General features: G+C 46.2%; 24 protein-coding genes. 7 read left to right on the top strand and 17 right to left on the bottom strand.

Annotated features, from left to right (window positions below):
- Positions 1-54 precede the first annotated feature (54 nt).
- From ccpA to N7U64_RS00380, 4 genes are all read right to left on the bottom strand, one after another.
- Positions 55-1065, bottom strand: coding sequence for a catabolite control protein A (gene ccpA, locus N7U64_RS00395; RefSeq protein WP_290827381.1), 1011 nt, complete (start codon positions 1063-1065; stop codon positions 55-57).
- 157 nt (positions 1066-1222) lie between these two features.
- Positions 1223-2308 (bottom strand): bifunctional 3-deoxy-7-phosphoheptulonate synthase/chorismate mutase, encoded by a 1086-nt coding sequence (locus N7U64_RS00390; RefSeq protein ID WP_290827383.1) that lies wholly within the window; start codon positions 2306-2308, stop codon positions 1223-1225.
- Between the two features lie 123 nt (positions 2309-2431).
- Positions 2432-2992 (bottom strand): YtxH domain-containing protein, encoded by a 561-nt coding sequence (locus N7U64_RS00385; protein WP_290827385.1) that lies wholly within the window; start codon positions 2990-2992, stop codon positions 2432-2434.
- On the bottom strand, positions 2992-3561 hold the full coding sequence (locus N7U64_RS00380) for a DUF948 domain-containing protein (protein WP_290827387.1): 570 nt from the start codon (positions 3559-3561) through the stop codon (positions 2992-2994). Before N7U64_RS00380 ends, N7U64_RS00385 begins: the two co-directional genes overlap by 1 nt.
- A gap of 140 nt (positions 3562-3701) precedes the next feature.
- On the opposite strand from N7U64_RS00380, the gene N7U64_RS00375 reads away from it, so the two are divergent.
- Positions 3702-4814 carry an aminopeptidase gene (locus N7U64_RS00375; protein ID WP_290827389.1) on the top strand — a complete coding sequence of 371 codons (1113 nt, stop codon included), beginning with the start codon at positions 3702-3704 and terminating at the stop codon, positions 4812-4814.
- A gap of 52 nt (positions 4815-4866) precedes the next feature.
- On the opposite strand, the gene N7U64_RS00370 is transcribed toward N7U64_RS00375, so the two are convergent.
- The 7 genes from N7U64_RS00370 to N7U64_RS00340 all read right to left on the bottom strand — a co-directional run bounded on the left by N7U64_RS00370 (position 4867) and on the right by N7U64_RS00340 (position 10237).
- Positions 4867-5307, bottom strand: a complete 441-nt coding sequence (locus N7U64_RS00370; protein ID WP_012371116.1) for a Dps family protein — start codon at positions 5305-5307, stop codon at positions 4867-4869.
- A 116-nt stretch (positions 5308-5423) separates the two neighbouring features.
- Complete coding sequence (locus tag N7U64_RS00365; RefSeq protein ID WP_012371117.1) at positions 5424-5939, bottom strand: DUF2179 domain-containing protein; 516 nt, start codon at positions 5937-5939, stop codon at positions 5424-5426.
- Between the two features lie 170 nt (positions 5940-6109).
- Positions 6110-7405: a UDP-N-acetylmuramate--L-alanine ligase gene (murC, locus tag N7U64_RS00360; protein WP_012371118.1), complete on the bottom strand. Its 1296-nt coding sequence runs from the start codon at positions 7403-7405 to the stop codon at positions 6110-6112.
- Between the two features lie 78 nt (positions 7406-7483).
- Complete coding sequence (locus N7U64_RS00355) at positions 7484-8377, bottom strand: hypothetical protein (protein WP_318927825.1); 894 nt, start codon at positions 8375-8377, stop codon at positions 7484-7486.
- A 37-nt stretch (positions 8378-8414) separates the two neighbouring features.
- Complete coding sequence (gene ytpR, locus N7U64_RS00350) at positions 8415-9023, bottom strand: YtpR family tRNA-binding protein (RefSeq protein ID WP_318927823.1); 609 nt, start codon at positions 9021-9023, stop codon at positions 8415-8417.
- Between the two features lie 53 nt (positions 9024-9076).
- Positions 9077-9874 carry a DUF1444 domain-containing protein gene (locus N7U64_RS00345; protein ID WP_318091005.1) on the bottom strand — a complete coding sequence of 266 codons (798 nt, stop codon included), beginning with the start codon at positions 9872-9874 and terminating at the stop codon, positions 9077-9079.
- A gap of 54 nt (positions 9875-9928) precedes the next feature.
- Complete coding sequence (locus N7U64_RS00340; RefSeq protein WP_012371122.1) at positions 9929-10237, bottom strand: thioredoxin family protein; 309 nt, start codon at positions 10235-10237, stop codon at positions 9929-9931.
- 124 nt (positions 10238-10361) lie between these two features.
- On the opposite strand from N7U64_RS00340, the gene N7U64_RS00335 reads away from it, so the two are divergent.
- The gene (locus tag N7U64_RS00335) at positions 10362-10652 is read left to right on the top strand and encodes a hypothetical protein (protein ID WP_214767116.1); all 291 of its coding nucleotides are present in this window, start codon (positions 10362-10364) and stop codon (positions 10650-10652) included.
- Between the two features lie 103 nt (positions 10653-10755).
- On the opposite strand, the gene N7U64_RS00330 is transcribed toward N7U64_RS00335, so the two are convergent.
- Entirely contained in the window at positions 10756-11769 is a 1014-nt protein-coding gene (locus N7U64_RS00330) for a PTS transporter subunit IIC (protein ID WP_290827398.1), read from the bottom strand.
- Between the two features lie 135 nt (positions 11770-11904).
- Complete coding sequence (locus tag N7U64_RS00325; protein WP_012371125.1) at positions 11905-12975, bottom strand: M42 family metallopeptidase; 1071 nt, start codon at positions 12973-12975, stop codon at positions 11905-11907.
- Between the two features lie 120 nt (positions 12976-13095).
- Between N7U64_RS00325 and N7U64_RS00320 the strand changes: the two genes are divergently transcribed.
- Positions 13096-13398, top strand: coding sequence for a PepSY domain-containing protein (locus tag N7U64_RS00320; RefSeq protein WP_012371126.1), 303 nt, complete (start codon positions 13096-13098; stop codon positions 13396-13398).
- A gap of 59 nt (positions 13399-13457) precedes the next feature.
- Complete coding sequence (locus N7U64_RS00315; RefSeq protein WP_318927808.1) at positions 13458-13814, top strand: DUF1304 domain-containing protein; 357 nt, start codon at positions 13458-13460, stop codon at positions 13812-13814.
- 74 nt (positions 13815-13888) lie between these two features.
- On the opposite strand, the gene N7U64_RS00310 is transcribed toward N7U64_RS00315, so the two are convergent.
- Positions 13889-14404 carry a hypothetical protein gene (locus N7U64_RS00310; RefSeq protein WP_012371128.1) on the bottom strand — a complete coding sequence of 172 codons (516 nt, stop codon included), beginning with the start codon at positions 14402-14404 and terminating at the stop codon, positions 13889-13891.
- 115 nt (positions 14405-14519) lie between these two features.
- A complete protein-coding gene (gene trmB / locus N7U64_RS00305; protein ID WP_012371129.1) occupies positions 14520-15161 on the bottom strand; it encodes a tRNA (guanosine(46)-N7)-methyltransferase TrmB in 642 nt (213 codons plus the stop codon).
- A 173-nt stretch (positions 15162-15334) separates the two neighbouring features.
- Here trmB and N7U64_RS15380 point away from each other — a divergent pair, with 173 nt between their 5' ends.
- The 3 genes from N7U64_RS15380 (at position 15335) to budA (ending at position 18024) form a co-directional block, all read left to right on the top strand.
- On the top strand, positions 15335-15436 hold the full coding sequence (locus N7U64_RS15380; RefSeq protein ID WP_413230418.1) for a cytochrome bd oxidase small subunit CydS: 102 nt from the start codon (positions 15335-15337) through the stop codon (positions 15434-15436).
- A 163-nt stretch (positions 15437-15599) separates the two neighbouring features.
- A complete protein-coding gene (gene alsS, locus N7U64_RS00300) occupies positions 15600-17294 on the top strand; it encodes an acetolactate synthase AlsS (RefSeq protein WP_318927806.1) in 1695 nt (564 codons plus the stop codon).
- 16 nt (positions 17295-17310) lie between these two features.
- Positions 17311-18024: an acetolactate decarboxylase gene (budA, locus tag N7U64_RS00295; RefSeq protein WP_290827401.1), complete on the top strand. Its 714-nt coding sequence runs from the start codon at positions 17311-17313 to the stop codon at positions 18022-18024.
- Positions 18025-18107: 83 nt separating this feature from the next.
- Here the strand turns inward: budA and N7U64_RS00290 are convergent, their stop codons facing one another.
- Both N7U64_RS00290 and pulA read right to left on the bottom strand, forming a co-directional pair.
- On the bottom strand, positions 18108-18911 hold the full coding sequence (locus tag N7U64_RS00290) for a phosphotransferase family protein (protein ID WP_318927804.1): 804 nt from the start codon (positions 18909-18911) through the stop codon (positions 18108-18110).
- A gap of 51 nt (positions 18912-18962) precedes the next feature.
- Positions 18963-21068 carry a type I pullulanase gene (gene pulA, locus N7U64_RS00285; protein WP_318927802.1) on the bottom strand — a complete coding sequence of 702 codons (2106 nt, stop codon included), beginning with the start codon at positions 21066-21068 and terminating at the stop codon, positions 18963-18965.
- Positions 21069-21086 lie beyond the last annotated feature (18 nt).

The raw sequence follows: 21086 nt of genomic DNA, 5'->3' as shown, positions 1-21086 counted from the left end.
GGAAAAGGCGTGAAAGAACGGGTGATTTCTTTTTGATTCATTGTCTTTTTTTAATCAAGAACGTGTCGAATCACGTTGTTCGATACGGTGTGGTAACGTCACGTCATTTGTCTCGATTTCTTCTTTATTGAGGATTTTCGTCAATAAACGCATTGATACTGCGCCGATATCATACATCGGTTGTACGACCGTCGTCAGCTTCGGACGAATCATCGTCGCAAGACGTGTGTTGTCATGTCCGATGACTTCGAAATCTTCCGGTACTTGGTGACCGGCGTCTTGCAGAGCGTGAATGACACCAAGTGCCATTTCATCTGTTCCCGCAAAAATCGCACGCGGACAAGCATCCCCGAGTTCAAGTAATTGGTTCATCGCCTTCATGCCTGAATCATACGTATAGTTCCCAAGGACAACGTTTTGCTCATCGAACGGCAGATTGGCTTCTTCCAGGGCACTGCGGTAACCAGCAAATTTCTTTTCGCCATTAATCTGTTGTTCCAACGGTCCGGTAATGAAGCCGATACGTTTATGACCATTGTCAATCAACGATTTGACCGCATCATGTGCAGCACTCTCATAATCAATATTAACGGCCGGAAGATCATACTCTTGATTTAAAGTAGCCGCCAACACGATTGGAACAGGCGATGTTTTGAATTCACGGACAAGATCTTCATGAAGACGTCCACCCATGAAAATAATGCCGTCGACTTGTTTTCCAAGCAACGTATTCAACAGGTGAATCTCTTTTTCCGGGTTTTGATCCGAGTTACACAAGATGATGTTGTACTTATACATTGTCGCAACGTCTTCGATTCCACGTGCCAAATCGGCAAAAAAGATGTTCGAAATATCCGGTACGATAACACCGACAGTTGTCGTTTTCTTACTGGCAAGACCTCGTGCCACTGCATTCGGACGATATCCGAGCTGATCGATAGCATCCTGTACTTTTTTTCGCGTCGATGGTTTGACGTTCGGATTTCCATTCACTACACGTGAGACGGTCGCCATGGAGACGGCGGCTTCCCGGGCGACATCATAAATCGTTATATTACTGTTCAAAACAAATTCCTCCTTATTTTAGACAATCCTTTTGTTTTCATTCTCGTTTTCATTTTTAGGCAACACGAAAGGAAGACAGGAAAAGATACCTTTCTTTTCCCATTCTTCCCTCATTGTAAAACGTTTTCATTCGCTAAAGAACAGCCTTTTTAGAAAATCATTGAACGTTTAGTGCCGGAAAAGTAGAAGTCAGATTCTCGATGAACGAATCGAACTCATTAAAATCTAATTGTTGGTTCGCGTCCGACAACGCAAGCGCCGGAAACGGATGGACTTCTACCATCACCGCGTCTGCCCCGATGGCATACGCTGCTTTGGCAGTCGGAAGAAGTAAATCTTTGCGCCCTGTCGAATGGGTCACATCCACCATGACCGGAAGATGTGTTTCTTGTTTCAGGATTGGCACGGCAGAGATATCAAGCGTATTGCGGGTTGCCCGTTCATATGTCCGGATACCGCGTTCGCATAAGATGACCTGTTCGTTACCGCTTGCCATGATGTATTCCGCAGCGTACATGAACTCTTCAAGTGTGGCCGATAAGCCCCGCTTCAACAGAACCGGCTTGTTTGTCCGCCCTACTTCCTTCAATAAGTCAAAGTTCTGCATGTTGCGGGCACCGACTTGAATGATGTCGACGTAAGGTAAAGCTGATTCGACCGCACTCGGTGTCATGATTTCAGTAATGACATGAAGACCATGTGCATCTGCTGCTTTTTTCAACATTTTTAATCCTTCTAATCCAAGACCTTGGAAATCATATGGGGATGTCCGTGGTTTGTAAGCACCGCCGCGCATGAATCGAACACCATGCTTCGCCAGTTGCTCTGCCACCTCAAAGACCTGTTCTTCACTTTCGACCGCACATGGACCCGCAATCAATTGTTGGGAACCGTCACCAATCACATCATCCCCGATCCGAATGATTGTATTCGTCGGTTTTTGTTTGCGGGAAACCAGTAACTTGCGTGTCCGGTCTTCTCCTTGTAACTCAAGCGATGCTTTGAAGATTTCTTTAAATACGTGCTGTAGGCGTCCTGTTTCAAATGGACCATGATTGCTTGCTGCAATCGATTCAAGCATTTGACGTTCACGTACCGGATCATACCGGTCGATTCCCTGGGCACGTTTAACTTCACCAATTTCAACCGCGATTTCCCCTCGTTTATTAATTAACGCCAGCAACTCAGCATTCACTAAATCAAGTTCATCCCGTAAACGTTTCAATTCTGCATGTTGATCCATTCTTCTACCACTCCCTAATCAGCATATAGCTCGTAATAGCAACTAATTATAGCGAACTCTTTTGCAATTGTATACAAAGAAAGCGTACTACCCGTTAAAAGTCAGGCAGTACGCTCCGATTCTTTATTTTTTAGGTTTCTTTTCATGACTTAATTTTGACTGAGGATCGTTGTCCTCATCTTCTGTATCATCCTGCTCTTCTACAAGCTTCTCCCGGAATTCCGACAGTTCAGCGACGGTTTCTGTATCCAGTTCTTCTGCAACCGATGCTCCGTCCACTTCGTCGCCGATTTCACGTTCGATGTCACGGACCAGCTGTTCCGCCTCAGCAAGTGCTGCATCGATGCTTGATTGGTCTTTTTCAAACCCAGCATATTGTGCTGCTTCTTGAACAGTAGGGTTTTTCTTCGCTTTTTCAATGACAGGCGCTGCTTTATCTTTTGCCAGTTGAATCCATTCCCCTACGAGCGGTTCTGCTTTTTCACGAACGACTTGTGTCTGTTCGTTCAAACGTTGGCGTGCCGGTGCTGTGCGCTCATCGAGCATTCCGCGCATTTCACGGCCTGATTTTGGACTTGATAATAAGGCTGCTGCTGCGCCGATTAATCCACCGACGATGATACCTGCGAGAAATCCGCCGCCCTTAGAAGTATCTTGTGTTTGGTATGGATGTTGTTTTGTCATTATGAACGATCTCCCTTCAACTCATCTGGAATACTTTCGACATCCGGTACGGAAACGATTTCCGGTGTGACCGGTGTTTCTGCTTTTTTACGGAAACGACGACGCGGTTTCTTTTCAACAGTCGTTGTAGCCGTTGTCGAAGATGAAACTTCCTGACCCGGTTCAGGCTTATTTTTTTTAAAGAGTTCAACCGCGACTGATCCCCAACGGACAGCTTGCGCGATTTGTTCTTTATTTGTATCGGCAGCACCTGCAACCGTATCAGATACGGTCCGGACTGAATCGGTTACTTTATTAAGCGATGTTCCGAGTTCTTCAATTGAATTGGCAACTGGTGCAAGCAATTCAGTTTTTTCTTCAATCGTATCAACAAGACGGTTCGTTTTGTGTAACAACGCTGTCGTCTCCATCATGATCCCGTCTAATTGACGTTCGAGTCCTGCTGTCGTATCTGCTACGTTGTTAAGTGTCTTACCTGCTGCGCTTAAAACGCGTGCGAGGAAGATGACGAGTACTACGAATGCAATCGCAGCGACCAGTCCGGCAATTCCGCCTAATGTGATTTCCATGGTTCGTGCCTCCAATTTCTTTTGCTAGTGTCTAGTTGGTAGTTCGACGTAGAAGCGATGGTTCCTGCTACTCCAAATGGTTTATTTCCGTTACAATGATAAATGAAACCTACATACATCATTTTGAGGAGGAACTTTTCATGCGTGACCCACGTCTAACACAACTCGCAACGAATCTTATCAATTATTCAGTAGCACTTGCTCCTGGTGAAAAAGTCTTGATCGAGAATTTCGGAATCGAACGTGAACTTGTCGAAGCACTCGTTGATGCCGCTTATGAAGCCGGTGGCCTTCCATTCGTCCTCTTAAAGGATAACCGCGTGTTACGGAAATTGTACCGCAATGCGTCGGAAGAACAGCTTCAACTGATGGCGGACATCGAACAAAAACAAATGCAGGCAATGGATGCTTATATCGGGTTGCGTGCCGGCGACAATATCAACGAACTGTCTGACGTTCCGTCTGACAAGATGAAGCTGTACGGTCAAACACTCGGCAAGATGCATACCGAAGACCGGGTCAAAGGTACGAAGTGGGTCGTTTTACGTTTCCCGACGACTTCCATGGCACAACTGGCGAACCAATCAACGGAAGCGTTCGAAGACTTTTACTTCGATGTTTGTACGCTTGATTATGCGAAGATGGGCGACGCCATGACACCCCTCGTCGATCTGATGAACAAAACTGATCGCGTCCGTCTTGTCGGCCCGGGAACAGACCTGGCTTTCTCCATCAAGGACATTCCAGCCATCAAGTGTGCCGGCAATGCCAACATTCCGGACGGAGAAGTCTTCACCGCACCGGTCAAGGATTCGATTAACGGTACCATCTCTTACAATACACCTTCTCCTTATCAAGGATTTACCTTCGAAAACGTCAAACTGACGTTTAAAGACGGTAAAATCGTAGAAGCGACAGCAAACGATACGGAACGCATCAACCAAGTATTTGATACAGATGCCGGAGCTCGTTTCGTCGGAGAATTCGCAATCGGTGTCAACCCGTTCATCCAACACCCGATGAAAGATATCTTGTTTGATGAAAAAATCGACGGCAGTTTCCACTTTACGCCTGGTCAAGCATATGCTGAAGCGTATAACGGAAACGACTCATCCATTCACTGGGATTTGGTGAACATTCAACGTCCGGATTACGGCGGCGGAGAAATCTGGTTTGATGATGTTTTGATTCGCAAAGACGGTCGCTTCGTTTTACCTGAACTCGACGTCTTGAATCCTGAAAACTTAAAGTAAGGGAAAACGGATGGCTTATTCCACATAGGATGAAGCCATCCGCTTTTTTAAGTTATTTTTTTAATGTCGCGCGCAACATCCAAATTTGTTTCTCGATTTCTTTTGCTTGTGCCAGCAAATCATCTTCAACCGTTACGTCTTGCGATTCAAGATGAACGATTGCATCTAGCATTTCTTTGCGAATCTGTTGGAAATCACTGATGACCGACTCCACCATTTCATCTGCCGATAAACCCGGTTTTGCTTCTTCAAGCGTCGTCTGCTCTAAATATTCCTTCAGCGTCGCAGAAGGCATTCCATTGTTCATCAACAGACGTTCTGCCACGACATCATATTGTTCTGAAACCCAAGTGTATAACTCTTCAAGTTTTACATGCAGCGTCAAGAAATCAGGACCTTTAATGTACCAGTGGTAGTTATGAAGTTTTACAAACAGTACCCCGTAGTTTGCCACCTGTTGGTTTAAAGCACTCTTAGCGTGATTACTAATCATGATCGATCTCTCCTCTCATAAAACTGTGTTTTGTTCTATATCATCTTTATCCTTAAATAACAAAACTTAAACATGATTTCATGGGAGATTCTTTCAAAGACCGATGATGAAATTCCTTACTGGGATCGTTTTAATCCCTTGAGCATATAGCCTCCTTTGAAATCAACGGAATCAAATGCGACAAGAAAAGCTTTTGGTTCATATTCCTCGACCAGATTACGCAACACTTTCATTCTCGTCCGGGCTGCTAGTACATCCAGACGGTATCGAATTCCATCACGGCCCTGCCCTTGATAATGCGTGACTCCGAATCCGTTATCCCGGATGACCTGAATCAGCTCTGCTGGGAAGTCCTGTGTATGCACTTGAATCATGTTGTATCCGATTGCCAGCTTCCGTTCGACAAATCCTCCGATCAGAATTCCAAGCCCGAATCCAAGGGCGTAGACAATCATGCCGACTGTCGTCAAGTCACGGAATACGATTCCGAGCGCAAAGATATAAATCAACGTTTCAACCGTTCCTAACACACCTGCAATGATAGTTCTTCCTTTGACGAGCATGATGGTACGTAGTGTCAAAACAGGTACGTAAATCAGCTGCAACAGTAAGATGAGTAAAATTTGTCCCATGACGTCTTTCCTTTCTAAATAACATACCCCCACTATTCCAAAAATCAATTCAAGATGCAATCAAAAATTCAACAGATTTTTTCTCAAAATCCCTTCCGATTTTTTGTTTCACGAAACCGACAAAAAAGACGCTGACAAATGAATGTCAGCGCCTGTTCCTTCTGATGATGTTACTTGGCATTTTCGTACTGGTGTTGATACGTTTGAATGTCTCCTGCTCCCATAAAGAGCAACACGGCATTTTCATGTTTACGTAAAATCGATACATTGTCCCGCGTCAAAATATCAGACCCCGGCACTTTATCTTGTAAATCTTCTACACGGACTTGCCCTTCTTGCTCACGTGCCGATCCAAAGATTTCACACAGATAAGTAGCATCCGCCTCACGTAATGATGTCGCAAAATCATCCATGAATGACTTTAAGCGGGTATACGTATGCGGTTGGAAAATCGCTACGACTTCACGATCCGGATATTTCTTGCGTGCCGATTCAATCGTCGCACTGATTTCTTTCGGGTGATGCGCGTAGTCGTCAACAAGGATTTGCGAACCGAAGTTTGTTTCGCTAAAACGACGTTTCACTCCACCGAATGTAGACAGACGTGCAGCGACTTCTTCTTTGTTCAGTCCTTCATACTGGCAGATCGCAATGACAGACAACGCATTCAAGACATGGTGTCGGCCAAAACCAGGAATCAGGAACGTCCCGTAAAAATCATCCCGGAGATAGACATCAAATGATGTTCCGTCCGGCGTCGACGTCGCGTTTTCTGCACGAAAATCATTATTTTCTCCAAAACCATAATACAGAATCGGAACATTCGCCTGAAGGTTTTGCAGGTGCTCGTCATCTCCACAAGCAACGATTGCTTGTTTGACCTGCATCGCCATCTCTTGGAATGCCGAGACGACGTCGTCGATTCCCGTAAAGTAGTCAGAATGGTCGAAGTCAATGTTCGTCATGATGGCATAGTCTGGTTTGTAATATAAGAAGTGGCGTTTGTACTCGCACGCTTCAAAGACAAATGCTTTTGCTTCTGCCACACCGGCACCTGTTCCATCACCAATCAGAAATGCCGTTGGTGTAATTCCACTCAAGACGTGCGAGAGTAAACCAGTCGTCGATGTTTTACCATGTGATCCGGTAATCGCAACAGACCGATACTCATCTGCTAAATGCCCCAAGAAATCGTAATAGTGATAAATCGTCAAATCCAGTTCCTTTGCCCGAGCAATTTCTGGATGGTCATCCCCAAAAGCATTCCCTTGGATGATGACTTGATCTTCTTTAATGTTTTCCGCACTAAACGGGAAAAACGGAATTCCTTTTGCCCGTAAGGCATCCTCTGTAAAAATATGCTTGTCAATATCAGAACCTTGTACTTGATGATTCATTTCATGCAGTACTTGGGCGAGCGCACTCATCCCTGTTCCTTTGATCCCTACAAAATGATAATTTGTCATATATGAGCCCTCCAATTCACGTTCCGGTCCGTACCATCGGGCTTGGGTACAAAACCTGTACCATTATAGCAAACCGACTTATTTTTTACCATGTAAATTATTTTGTTCCCGACGTGCACGATACATCGCCATCAAGTCCTTCGTCGTCATCACGACGTTTACCGGCGGACCGACCGGCTTTTTGATTTGAATCGACTGGTTTGCCGTCGGTTCTGTTTCCACTGCAACTACTTGCTTCATTTCATCAACTGAAGCGTCGTCGGCAGAGAGCGGTTCTTCCATCTGAGAATCCACGTGTACCATATCCGTTGAGGACGGAATGGTTTCTGTTTCTTCCTGTACCGTCTGATCTGCTACAGGAACCTCAGGAGTCGCTTCGATTTGCGTTTCCACTGTTTCTTCTTTGTCGGTTTCTTCTGCAACTGTTTCTTCTACCTTATCTTCTTTGTCCGTTTCTTCTGCACCCGGATTTTCTGCTTCTTCAACTGCATCCTCTTCTTCAGGAAGAAGAGTTTCTGTTGACGCTTGCGCTTCGACTTGATTTTCGACAATATCCTCCGGCGAAGAATTTTCTTCAATCGACGGTTCCGGAACGAGAATCTCTGAATCTGTCATCGGTACCAAGCCAGCATCCGCTTCGGTTAGATCCGTCTGTTCCATCGTCTCGATCCGCGACCCTTCGTTCAATTCCTCTGTCTCATGTTCAAGCGACTCTTCTGATGACTTTTCCTCTTCATGTACACTTGAAACATCGACTTCAGATTCGTCCGAATGGATTTCCTCTTGGATCGACCGTTGCTTTTTAGGTCGTTGGAATCCGTAAATAGGCGATGGAACATCCGTCAACACGAATCGATCTTCACGTTCTTCTTTTTTTGGACGTTCGACGGGTTTCGTTTCTTTTTCGCCTGCTAATTCACGTCGAATCCGTGCTGCTTGTTCCTTTAACGACTGCTCATAACGATTGCTCATTCCCTCACCCCTCCATCTTGTTAAAAAATCGGCCGAATTATCGACCGATTAAAAATGCTTCCCCCGTTTTCGCGGTACCTTCGAGTACAAGAATTCCTTTTTCCTGCGGTGCATCCGGCAATGCCAGTTCCCGGGCAGAACAAAGCATTCCGCTAGAAGCCACTCCACGTAAAGCGGAAGGACGAATAATCAATCCGGACGGCATGACCGCCCCCGGTTTAGCGACGACTACTTTTTGTCCGGCGGCAACATTAGGTGCCCCGCAGACGATTTGCAGTGTCTGACCATCCACCTCTACCTGACAAACCGACAACTTGTCCGCATCTGGATGTTTTTCGGCAGATGCTACGAATCCGACGACGAATTTAGGTGAATAATCAATTTCACGTGCTTCAAAATTGATTCCATTTTCTCCTAGTATGCGTTGAATCGTTTCAACAATTTCCGGTGTCAAGTCGACCGGTCCTACAGCATTTAATTCAAACTGGTTTGATGCTTCGAAGATGTTATAGCCAATTACGTCTTCGCCATGGAAAATCGTTGCTACATCGCCTTTTCTTTCGGCAGTGATTTCAGCGCGGGGTGCATCTGCTAAGATGACCATCAAGACGTCTCCGACACCTTCTTTATTATAAAAAACATTCATGCAATCCATGACTCCCTTCAAACTTTCTCACAATGCCTATTGTAGCAGATTATTCAGCTTTTCGGATGCTTGTTTTTTGCAAGGACGAAGACAGGTTCGAGTCTGCCTTCTTCGTACATGAAAGGAAGTGCCGTTACCGGAACCCGTCCGTTCGTGAAGAAGTCAAACATCAATTGTTGCAGAACATCGTATCCCGCGTCGTTTCGAATGTCAGCAAAGATCAGCACGTCCTGATGCGGAATTCCGACAGCAAACTCTCCTGTCATTTTTTCAGCGTAATCGCTTAATAATTGTTTGTTTAAGACACGACTCGCTTCGTAGCCGTCACCCGTACTCAAGAAATAAAAGATATTCCCGGCCACTTCATCCATCTTAAACGGCGCTTCGAGTGATTTTAAATTAAACCGCGCTGCCTCTGACAAATGTTCGGTCGTCCATCCTGCTTGATTCAACAATTCTTCGTCAATCAACCGGTACGTAGCCCCTAAATCAAGCGCGTACATGATTTTCGTTTCACCGGTATGTGGTGTACTGATGATTTTTTTGCCATCTTTCGTCTCATCGGCAAAAGATTTTGCCCGAATGACAGGGAAGACCTGTTGTTCATGACCAATCAGCGAAACCGGTTCCGTCTGCTCCAAAACGGCTTTAATGTATTCGATCGTCTCTTCGACCGCTATGACACCGCGACGCTTTGCTTTCGCTACAAGCGGATTCAATCCCAGATCGACTCCTGTCCGATCCTGTTTGCGTTCGATGCGGAGAACCGATTTTTCCCGATCGAAATACGTTGTATATTGAGTGGTATCAAATGCCTCCGTAACGAGGCGGCGAATTTGTTGTAGTTCCATGAATCCATTTCATCCTTTCCTATTAAAAAAAGCGAGTCAGCGCTCGCTTTTGTTTCAGACTGTTTCTAAAAATGCGGTCACCTGTTCAGGTGTTTTTCGTTCTTTCCCGACATAACGACCCGTTTCTTCATTTTCACGATACGCAACAAAGCTCGGAATTCCGAAGATGTCCATTTCCTGGGCAATTTCAATGTGCTGATCGCGGTCGACGTAATAAAAATTAAATTCACTGAACGTCTGTTCCATTTCCGGCATGAAGGGATCTAAAAACCGGCAATCCGGGCACCAATCCGCTGAAAAGAGGAAAATCGATTTTTCTTTTTTCGCTTGATCAAATTGTTCTTTCGATTCTAATTTTTTCATCTGTTACACTCCTTCAATACTTGCTTTTTCATTGGCTCCATCATAGCATATTCGAATGTTTCTGTGCGTTTTCGTGCTCTGTTTGCTATACTGCAACTAGAAAATGTCCTGAAAGGAAATTATTATGACTGATCAACCTGTTAAGCATCCTTTTGAACGATTTGTTGGTTTTGTCGGCATGACAAGCTGTCTCCGGTACGGCTATTCGTTTATCGATTCCGAACGTAGCCTGCCTCAAATCCTGATCCTTCTTGTAGTCGGATTTGCCATCATCATGTTGCTCGAAGCAATCGGGAAACGGCTCGCCAGAAAATTGCCGATCGTTCGGATGCGGTATTTGATTCCGCTCTATCTTTTATACTTGTATGTCTTTTTCACCAGTTTTTACTCCAGTGCGTTCGGCTTTTCACTGTGAACATGAAGGGACTGACTTTTGAGTCAGTCTCTACAAAAAAGCAAGGGTGGCAGAATGATAATCTGCCACCTTTGCTTATCTACTCATCGAAAAAATTTGTTCATCAATACTCGATTTTCAGATCCCCGTCTTTAATCCGTCCCATGCGACGGAGGATACGGTAAATCAAATAACTGATCAGTGCTGGTGCCAGGAAACACAATACGAAAACCGCTAAGTAGTACTCGCCTTCGAATCCCATCGTCTTTAGCAACATCAGCGGACCGACCAGTCCGCTCGTCCCCATCCCCGACCCTTCAGGATTACTTTCGAGTGTGAGTAAGACAGTCGCAAATGGAGCGAGCAATGCGCCCGCCAGTGTCGGCGGAACAATCGTCCATGGATTTCGAATGATGTTCCCCACCTGCAACATCGACGTGCCGATTCCTTGGGCAATGAAACCCCCAATCCCGTTATCGCGATAACTGATGACACCGAAACCGATCATTTGTGCGGCACAGCCGATCGTTGCAGCACCGGCTGCCAGTCCATCCAGACCTAACATGATTCCGAGAGCTGCACTCGAGATGGGAGCCGTCAAAGCGAGACCCATGACGGTCGCTACAAAAATCCCCATGACTAAAGGTTCTCTTTCTGTTCCCCACCGGATGATTTCCCCTAAATCGGTCATCAGCGTTCCAATCCAAGCTCCGACATATTTTCCACTCACAAAACCGATGAGCAAGGTGATGAATGGCGTCAAAATGATATCGAGTCGCGTCGTTTTTGAGATCAGTTTTCCGATTTCGGTCGCAATGACGGCTGCCACGTAACTTCCGGCAGGACCTCCCGCTTCGTAACCAAAGGCACCGACCGCAACGGCTGAAAACAAGACAAGCGGCGGAGCTTCGAGCGCAAAGGCAACCGCTACTCCGATTGCCGGCCCTGTCAGTGCGATAGCCTGCTGCCCGACCGTGACGAGTATTTCCGCATCGATTCCTTTTGTGATTAACCCTTCACCAATCGTCTTTAAAATTAGTCCCATAATCAAAGAACTGAATAATCCTAATGCCATATAACTGAGTACCGTAATAAAATATACTTTCGGACTGAGTAAAATTCCTTTTCTTTTTAACAAGCTGCCACTTCCTTCTGTTTAAAATCAGATTCATTATAACAAACTCTAAAAAAAGGTCATACATTTGTTTTTCATCTGACAAGACAGTTGAAACCAAAAAAAAGAGGATCGCAACGATCCCCTCTTCTATCACGTTCATTTAATTTGTAACGTCGCAAGTGTCGTCGCATCCAGTTGCGTGACCAGTTTCTTCAGTAATTCTTTTGCCGCATCATAGTCATCCGTGTGCATGATTGAAGCATGTGTATGGATATAACGTGCCGGAAGACCGACGACCGTCGTTGGAATTCCGTTGTTCGAACGATGGATGACGCCTCCGTCCGTTCCACCTGCTCCGACGTAATACTGATACGGAATATTGTTCGATTCCGCTGTATCGAGCACATAATCCGTCATTTCTTTCGATAAAATCATGACGCTGTCTTTAATACGTAACAACGGTCCTTGACCAAGCTGACCGAATTCCGTTTTATCTCCTGAAGCATCGTTGGCCGGTGAGGCGTCAACGACAAAAGCAACATCCGGATCAATCAGATTGGTGGCCGTTTGTGCACCGCGCAAGCCGACTTCTTCTTGAACCGTTGCACCTGAGAATAAGACGTTCGGATGATCCGCTGCTGTCGTTTCTTCCAACAACTCAATTGCCATCCCGACGCCGTAGCGGTTGTCCCATGCTTTGGCCATGATTTTTTTCGGGTTCGCCATCGGTGTGAACGGGAAAAACGGGACAGCCGGAATACCCGGACGAATACCAAAGGATTCCGCTTCTTCTTTTGAGTCTGCCCCGACATCGATGAACATATCTTTGATCGCCATCGGTTTATTCCGGACTTCATCCGTCAGCAAATGTGGTGGTGTTGACGCAATGACACCGGGAATGATCCCGTTATCGCCGCAAATCGAAAAACGTTGTGCAAGCAGAACCTGACTCCACCAGCCACCGAGCGGTTGAATCCGGAGCATCCCGTTTTTCGTAATCTGTGTGACCATGAAAGCTACTTCATCCATATGACCGGCAACCATAACTTTCGGACCATCCGCCTGACCCGTGCGTTTTCCGAAAATTGAACCAAGACCGTCCATGACGATTTCATCCGTCACCGGTGTAATCCGTTCTTTCACAAAGCGTCTGACATCATGTTCAAACCCGGGTGCACCGTTCAATTCTGTCAATGTTCGAAACAAGTCTCTTGTTTTTTCATTCATATGTATCCCCTCCTGTTCATTCATTATACAAAATTTTGCTTCAATCACTTAACCTTTTGTTTCTCACTGGACGGATTATTTGGTACAGTAGGAATAGAACCTGTAAGGAGGGGAATTTTAATGAAAAAACGCTATTGGATTATCGGTCTCGCAGCAGCGGTCGTTGCCGCTTTCGCAGTCAAGAAGGCTGTCGACAACAAACAACTCTCTGCCGAGGAAGCGCTCGAAATCACGAAACGCACATTTTCAGCAAAAGGACGTGTCCAAGGTGCATGGATCTCTGCAACACCAGAGGCGTACGCATACGAGTCACGTGACTACCAAAGCTACAAAGGTGGCATCTCGGTCCTTGAAGGTGACGATGAAAAAACGTATCAATTCACAGTTGATGCGGAAACAGGTGCTTTACTCGAATACGCATAATAGACGGACCATACTTCGATCGACGAAGTATGGTTTTTTTCAGAAAGGAGACACTCGACATGTCTTTACTCGCTACTCTCTTCGTTTTAATAGTCGCCGTGGAACATTTTTATATTCTGGCACTTGAAATGTTTTTCCTGTCATCAAAATCTGCCCGGCGTACATTCGGTCTGACCGAAGAAGCCGTCTCCAATCCGCAGATCCGGACACTGTTTGCCAACCAAGGTCTTTATAACGGTTTTCTTGCTGCTGGTCTGGTTTTCGGGCTGATCCTTGATTCCTCAGCGGTCCAATTGTATTTCCTCGGTTGTGTCATCGTCGCCGCTCTGTATGGTGCAGCTACTGCCAACACCTCAATTCTTTTCAAACAAGGGCTTCCGGCCATCATTGCTTTTTTACTCGTCTTATTCGTCTGAATTCATCAAAAAAAATCCCTTGTCGCACCCGGTAATTCGGGTAGACAAGGGATTTTCATTTAATTCATAAAAGATTAACGCGGGTTATCATTACGTTCGTAGATCGGGTTCATGTATTCACTTGTTGAATACAGACGCGGTACAACAACGTATAGCATGATAGCTGGTACTGCAATGATTAATAACATCAGTAACATCGGCAACCAGTAAACCACCTTTTGGTGCAGGTTATCCGAGTTGCTGTCGATGTATTCTTTGACGCCTTTTACTTTAGCCGCATCTGCGCTTGTAAGTAATTTACCGCTGTCTGCGTTGTAGAAATGAATTTCACGTTTGATCGTGATGAAGATTCCATCACGAACTGTCTCGATTACCGCGATTCCACCGATAATATTTTCACCTTTTTCACCAGTGAATGTTTTTGGATCTTCAATTTCTACAGAACCTTTTTTATAGTCGTAATGTGTACTCTTCAAATCCTCGTCAAGTGCTTTTTGCATAGATGACGTATCAATCGCAGCGAATACCGATTGTCCGATACTCAATGCGAGAAAGAGTGCCGTTACGAAGGCTAAGCTTTTTTGCCACATCCCCAATTTCCCCCTTTACCTGTAAATACAGTTCTTCAGTCAACAACATTGTACCAATTAATAAGAAAAAAGTGTGAAAGAAATGCTAGGAAAATAAGAAAACTTTTTGTCTAAATTATTTCGTATACGTTGCTTCCATCCGATAAATCGGTTGACCCATTGCTGAAAATCGTTCTTCGTATTCCGTTCTGACGTTATTTTCCGGCTCGTTGGCATGTAAATCAAGTGACATCCAATCAAATGTCATCCCGTAAGCAGACATCGTCATCAGACTTGATTCAAATAATTTCCGGTTATCCGTCTTGAAATGAATCTGCCCTTTTTCCGGTAAAATATCTTCATATGTTGCCAAAAACGTTTTGTACGTCAAGCGGCGTTTCGCATGCCGTGATTTCGGCCACGGATCGGAGAAGTTCAAATAAACACGGGCCACCTCTCCTTTTTCAAAGAAGTCACGCAAGTCTTTGGCATCGACCGTCAAGACACGGACGTTAGCAAGCGGTTCTTCCACCATCTTTTGAACGATGGCGACTGCAACACTCTCAAACAGTTCGATTGCGACGAAGTTGACCTCCGGATACTGTTTTGCCATCCCTGTGATGAAGGCGCCTTTACCTGATCCGACTTCGATGTAAATCGGATTCTCATTCTTAAATTCATTCGACCAGTTTCCTTTTAGAGTCGACGGGTCTGCTATATAGATGGAGGATTGCTCTTTCATATAATCCAGTGCCCATGGTTTGTGACGTAAACGCATACTGCTCATCCTTTCGATTCTTAAATTATCCGCAGATAAGTTTATCATGATTCGGGTAAATATATAAGATGTTCTTCATTCTCCCAAAAGAATGTTCAGCAGATCGTCACTTGAGAATAAGTGAGCAATCTACTACACTTACAGTACGATGATTCCTAAAGGAGGTTTTAATATTGGAAGACTTCTTGATTGCGTGGGGTTCTCCGATCGTTCTCGTCATGGGTGTAACGGCTCTTTTCGTCTGGGCGACGTTCGGAAAAGTGAATGCGGAATAAACAGTTAGCGGCAGACATCTTGTGTTGATCACAAGGTGTCTTTTTTAGTTTCTGAAGGATTCACCTTGGTTTCTCATTGAAACAGATGTATACTTTTCACGAAACAGTTTTTATATTACAGCTATCGAACAACCAAAACTACTGGTATAAAAGGAGAATTGTAATGAAAGAAAAACAAAACAGTGATTCAAATGACTTAGTACAGAAGAAAACAGGAGCCGATTTGGTCGTCGATACCCTCATCGAACAGGGTGTCGACTATATCTTCGGGATTCCTGGAGCGAAAATTGACTCTGTCTTTAATGTTCTGCAGGACCGGGGACCGGAACTGATCGTCGCACGTCATGAACAGAATGCCGCGTTCATGGCACAAGCAATCGGCCGCTTGACGGACAAACCCGGCGTGGTACTTGTCACGTCAGGACCCGGTGCTTCCAATCTCGCGACCGGTCTTGTCACGGCCAACTCGGAAGGTGACCCTGTCGTCGCGATTGCCGGTGCCGTCACACGAGCCGATCGGTTGAAACGGACCCACCAATCGATGGATAACCAGGCACTGTTCAAACCGATTACCAACTTCAGCGCTGAAGTTCAAGATGCCGACAATATCCCTGAAGTCTTATCCAATGCTTTCCGGACAGCGGAAACGACGTGCGGTGCCGCTTTTGTCAGCATTCCGCAGGATGTCGGATTAAATGAAGCGAACGTCACTTCGTTCAAAGCGGTCGAAGCACCTAAACTCGGCATCGCTCCGGAAGAATGGATTGATGAGACGGCTACCCTGATTGAACAAGCGAAGTTACCGGTTTTGTTACTCGGTATGCGCTCGAGTCAACCGCGTGTCGTTCAAGCCATCCGTGCTTTGCTCGAACGCGTGTCGATCCCGGTCGTTCAGACATTCCAGGCCGCCGGTACGTTGTCACGCGAGCTTGAATCTAATTTCTACGGACGGGTCGGTCTTTTCCGTAACCAACCGGGAGACGCCTTACTTGCTGAAGCCGATCTCGTCTTATCGATCGGATACGATCCAATCGGATATGATCCGAAATTCTGGAATCAACCGTCTCACGAGCGGACATTGATTCATCTTGATCAGATGCGGGCCGAAATCGATCACTTCTATCGTCCGGACCGGGAACTCGTCGGTGATGTTGCAGCAACCATCAATGCGTTATCAGAACGTTTGCATGCATTGACACTTCCGGCAAGCTCAACTGAATTTTTACACGGTCTTCAACAACGTCTGGAAGAACGGGACATCCCGCCAATCGTGAAGGACTCACCACTGACTCATCCGCTTTACTTCATGAAAACATTACGCGAACAAATCGCGGACGACGTCACGGTCACAGTAGATGTCGGATCGCATTACATCTGGATGGCACGTCACTTCCGGTCGTACGAGCCTCGTCATCTCTTGTTCAGCAACGGCATGCAGACACTTGGTGTCGCATTACCTTGGGCAATCGCCGCGACGCTCGTCCGTCCGGGTAAAAAAGCGGTCTCGATTTCCGGCGACGGTGGATTCCTCTTTTCCGCCATGGAACTGGAAACGGCAGTCCGCCTGAATGCTCCGCTCGTCCATTTCGTATGGCGGGACAGCGGGTTTGATATGGTAGCATTCCAGCAGGAAATGAAATACAAACGGAAATCCGGTACCTCGTTCGGAGAAGTCGATTTAGTAAAATACGCTGAAAGCTTCGGCGCAAAAGGACTCCGTGTCAATCATCCGTCCGAACTCATCTCGGTCATGGAAGAAGCATGGCAAACAGAGGGACCTGTCATCGTGGATGTTCCGATCGACTACAGCGATAACATTACACTCGGTAAAGAGGTACACTTGGATCAATTGAACTGATAAGGAGATGAAAGCGATGCAGCATGACGATACATTACTTCAGATTTCGACAATGATGGCCTTACTCGACGGTGTATTCGAAAGTGAAACACGCTACGAATCGATTCTTTCCGGTTATGATTTCGGAATCGGTACATTCGACCATCTCGACGGGGAAATGATTGGTTTTGACGGTTCCTTTTATCAACTGCGGTCGGACGGCAGCGCCCGTCCGCTCGATCCCAAAACGACAACTCCGTTCTGTTCTCTTACGCGATTCGTTCCTGAACAGTCGTTGTCCGTGAAGCAAACGATGTCTAAAGCTGATTTTGAACACTGGCTAAGTGAACAGCTTGGTACGATCAACAGCTTTTACGCCGTCCGGATTGAAGGACGATTTTCCGAGGTCAAGACACGAACCGTCGCTCGGCAGGAAAAACCATTCCGTCCAATCACTGAAGCCGTCGCGACACAAAGCGCCCGGACATTCGAACACATCGACGGTACGTTAGCCGGTTATTTCACACCCCGGTTTGGTCATGGAATCGCAGTCGCCGGCTACCATCTTCATTTCATCGATCAAGAACGAAGCGGTGGCGGACATGTCTTCGACTATACGGTACAAGACGTAACCGTTACATTCGAGGAAAAACCAAAGTTGGACTTACGTTTGCCGACGACAGCAGCGTACCGGACAGCTGATCTTGAAAGTCATGATATCGAAAAAGAAATCCAAATTGCCGAAGGCTAAAAAAACGTGCGGACACAGAATCACTTGTGTCCGCACGTTTTTCGTTAGTGTTTTAAAATTCTTGTCTTGAACAGATCGCCGCTTTAATCTTCCTGTTCCATTTCCAGCAATTGCGCTAAAAAAAGATAACTCTCTGTTGCATCAGGATGCATGGTATCTTCATACCAGTAAATCGAGAGTACGGCTTGCGCCACGACGTACCAGTACATGCGTTGTTTCAAATCTTTCGTCAACGGATGTCCGTAATGCGCAAACCATTCTGGCCAGCACTCTTCATCGACATAACTGTATAACATCATCCCCAGATCATACGCACGATCTGCGATAATCGCATCATCCCAATCATTAAGATACAGATGTCCGTCTGTTCCGACCAACCAGTTATTATGATTTAAATCCGAATGGCAGACGACTTGCTCGTCTGTCCGGACGTAAGTTAACCGCTCGGACAAATAGTCGATGGCCTGTTCAATCAATTCCGGTTGTGCCAGTTCAGCAGGTTGAAAATATAAACGACACTGCCGCAAGAGTTCATCCGGTTCGATCGGACGCTGATCCAATTGTTGTAACATGAACAACAGTTCCTTCGAATCATGAATCTTTCCGAGCAACCTTGCGACTTCCGGCCGTTCCATCATTTCCGGTTCCAACTCTTGACCTTCGATGAATTGCTGGGCGCTGATGACATCTCCGCTGTAAATCCGCTTTGTCCAAAGCAGCTTCGGCACGATACCATCCGCTGATAAAATCGCCAAAAATGGCGAGGAGTTTCGTTTTAAAAAGAGTTTTGACTGCCCCGTTGAGGCAATGTATGCTTCTCCCGTAATTCCGCCTGCTGGCGTAAGGGTCCAGCCTTCGCCAAGCGCATCTAAAATATCTAATTCCATTATAATCCGCTCAACTTTTTAGTAGATTTGCCTTAAGGCACAATGATTATCTTAACATGTGGCGATCGTTGTTGACAACGGAAGGACCGTGATCTGCGAAACACCCTTCTCAATCGGTGTGATAGATGCTTCGTTTCCATAAACATGCACATTCCATTTAGGATGATCCAGCGCGATATCAATCTTCTCAGACGTCACATTATGCACGACAAGCGTCCGTTGCCAGGCATCGTAGGAATGAACAGCCCCTACTTCGTATGCGATGACTCCAGGTTGCATCGGCAAAAAATGCATCAGTTCCTGCACTTGGTTAGCTCGGTGCAACCGGAATCCACCGTGCATCCGACGGATTTGCAAGATGTTTTTTAAATACTCGACCATCTGTGCCTGGCGGTCCCGTAACGTCCAGTCCACCCGATTAATCGCATCAGGTGCATTATAGCTGTTCTCGACGCCTTGTTTCGTTCGGCCGAACTCTTGTCCAGCATGAAGAAACGGGATGCCGGCTGATAAAAATATAATCGTTTGGGCCAGTCTGCTCATCTGTAACCGTGTCGTTTCATCGAGGTCCGGCCGGGCGAGTGTCAACTTGTCGTACAAGGTGTGATTGTCATGTGCTTCCACATAATTGATCGAATACGTCGGCTCAGGGAAACGCCCCGTCGTCTGACCATTCAACGTGATACTGCCGGCCATTCCGTTGCGTACTTCCCCTTCCCACCAACCGTTGCCCGATACAAAACCACAGTCTGTTTCATTGAACGTCGAGCCTTTTAAAGCATCCCGGAAAACATCATTAAAATGACCGATTCGCGGCATTTGTGAAGCGACTGAACTGATTGCCTTTTGACGTTGCGGTAATGGTGTCGCCAAGTCCCATCCTTCGCCGTACACAAGAATGGTCGGATCAATATGATCTAATGCTGACCGGACATGATTCATCGTCTCAACATCATGAATGCCCATCAAATCGAAACGAAAGGCGTCCACATGAAAAATGTCTGCAAAATAGGTCAGGCAGTCCACAATCATCCGTCGCATCATGAACCGTTCCGATGCGGTGTCATTCCCGACTCCAGTTCCATTGGCAAGTGTTCCGTCCATTTCATAGCGGAAATAGTAGCCCGGCACCAGGTATTCGAGCGCTGACCGTTCCCGGATGTAGACATGATTCATGACTACGTCAAACGTCACTCGAATTCCCGCTGCATGAAGCCGTTCAATCATCCCGACATACTCAAGAATCCGGACCTTTGGATCGATTGGATCGCTGGCATAACAGCCTGTCAGTGAAAACCACTGAACAGGATCGTATCCCCAATTGTAAGGAAGGCGGCTCACTTCTTCCGTCGTCGTAAACAAATGAACCGGTAACAGTTGGAGATGGGTCACACCGAGGTCCAATAAATAATCGATGCCTGTCGAGCGTCCTTCCGGTGATACGGTCCCTGTTTCCGTCATACCGAGGTATTGTCCGGGATAATGAGAACCGGAAGACGGATCAATCGTGAAATCCCGAATATGTGCTTCATAAAGGATGGCATCTGTCGGTTTGATTAACAACGGCCGTTTTTGCCGGTGAGGAAACTGTCGGTTGATTTCTTGCTCGACATCAAGCAGAACCGCGAATTGTCCATTTACGCTGACAGCCTTGGCATAAGGATCAACAACTTCCTCTGTTCCTTGATACGTCGTGACCCGGTAACGGTACAGGCTGTTCTCCCATGAACGGGGAACCACTAACCGATACGCGCCGCGTTCTTGCCGTTCAAAGTCCCGGCTGTCCCTTTCGACACCGTCTTGATCGTAGCGGATACATTCCAACCGTTCAGCCAGCGGGGACCAGACATATAAGGAAATCATGTCGGTTTCATAGACCGCACCCAAAGGTCCTTCATAACTGTATTTGCGATCAAATCCTGCCGTCTGTACAATCCGATTTGGCATCACGCGGACTCGTTCCTGATCGGGTAAGATGATTTCATAACAGCGTCCCAATTCAACCGCCCGGTCGAGCAGCAGTGTCAGTTTGATTGTTCCGTCCATATCTTCCCGATTTTCGATGGAGTAGTCCATCGGCTCACCATCACAGACGAGCGAAAACTCACCTTGTCCAAACGGTGTTTCGGTTTCCATTAAGATGGTTTGAAATGTCACGAACTCAACTGAATACAA

It is taken from the genome of Exiguobacterium sp. K1, from assembly GCF_033721435.1.
Classification (GTDB): Bacteria; Bacillota; Bacilli; order Exiguobacteriales; family Exiguobacteriaceae; genus Exiguobacterium_A; species Exiguobacterium_A artemiae.
Note: the sequence above shows the minus strand (reverse complement) of the source record. Positions and strands in the feature narration are given on the sequence as shown.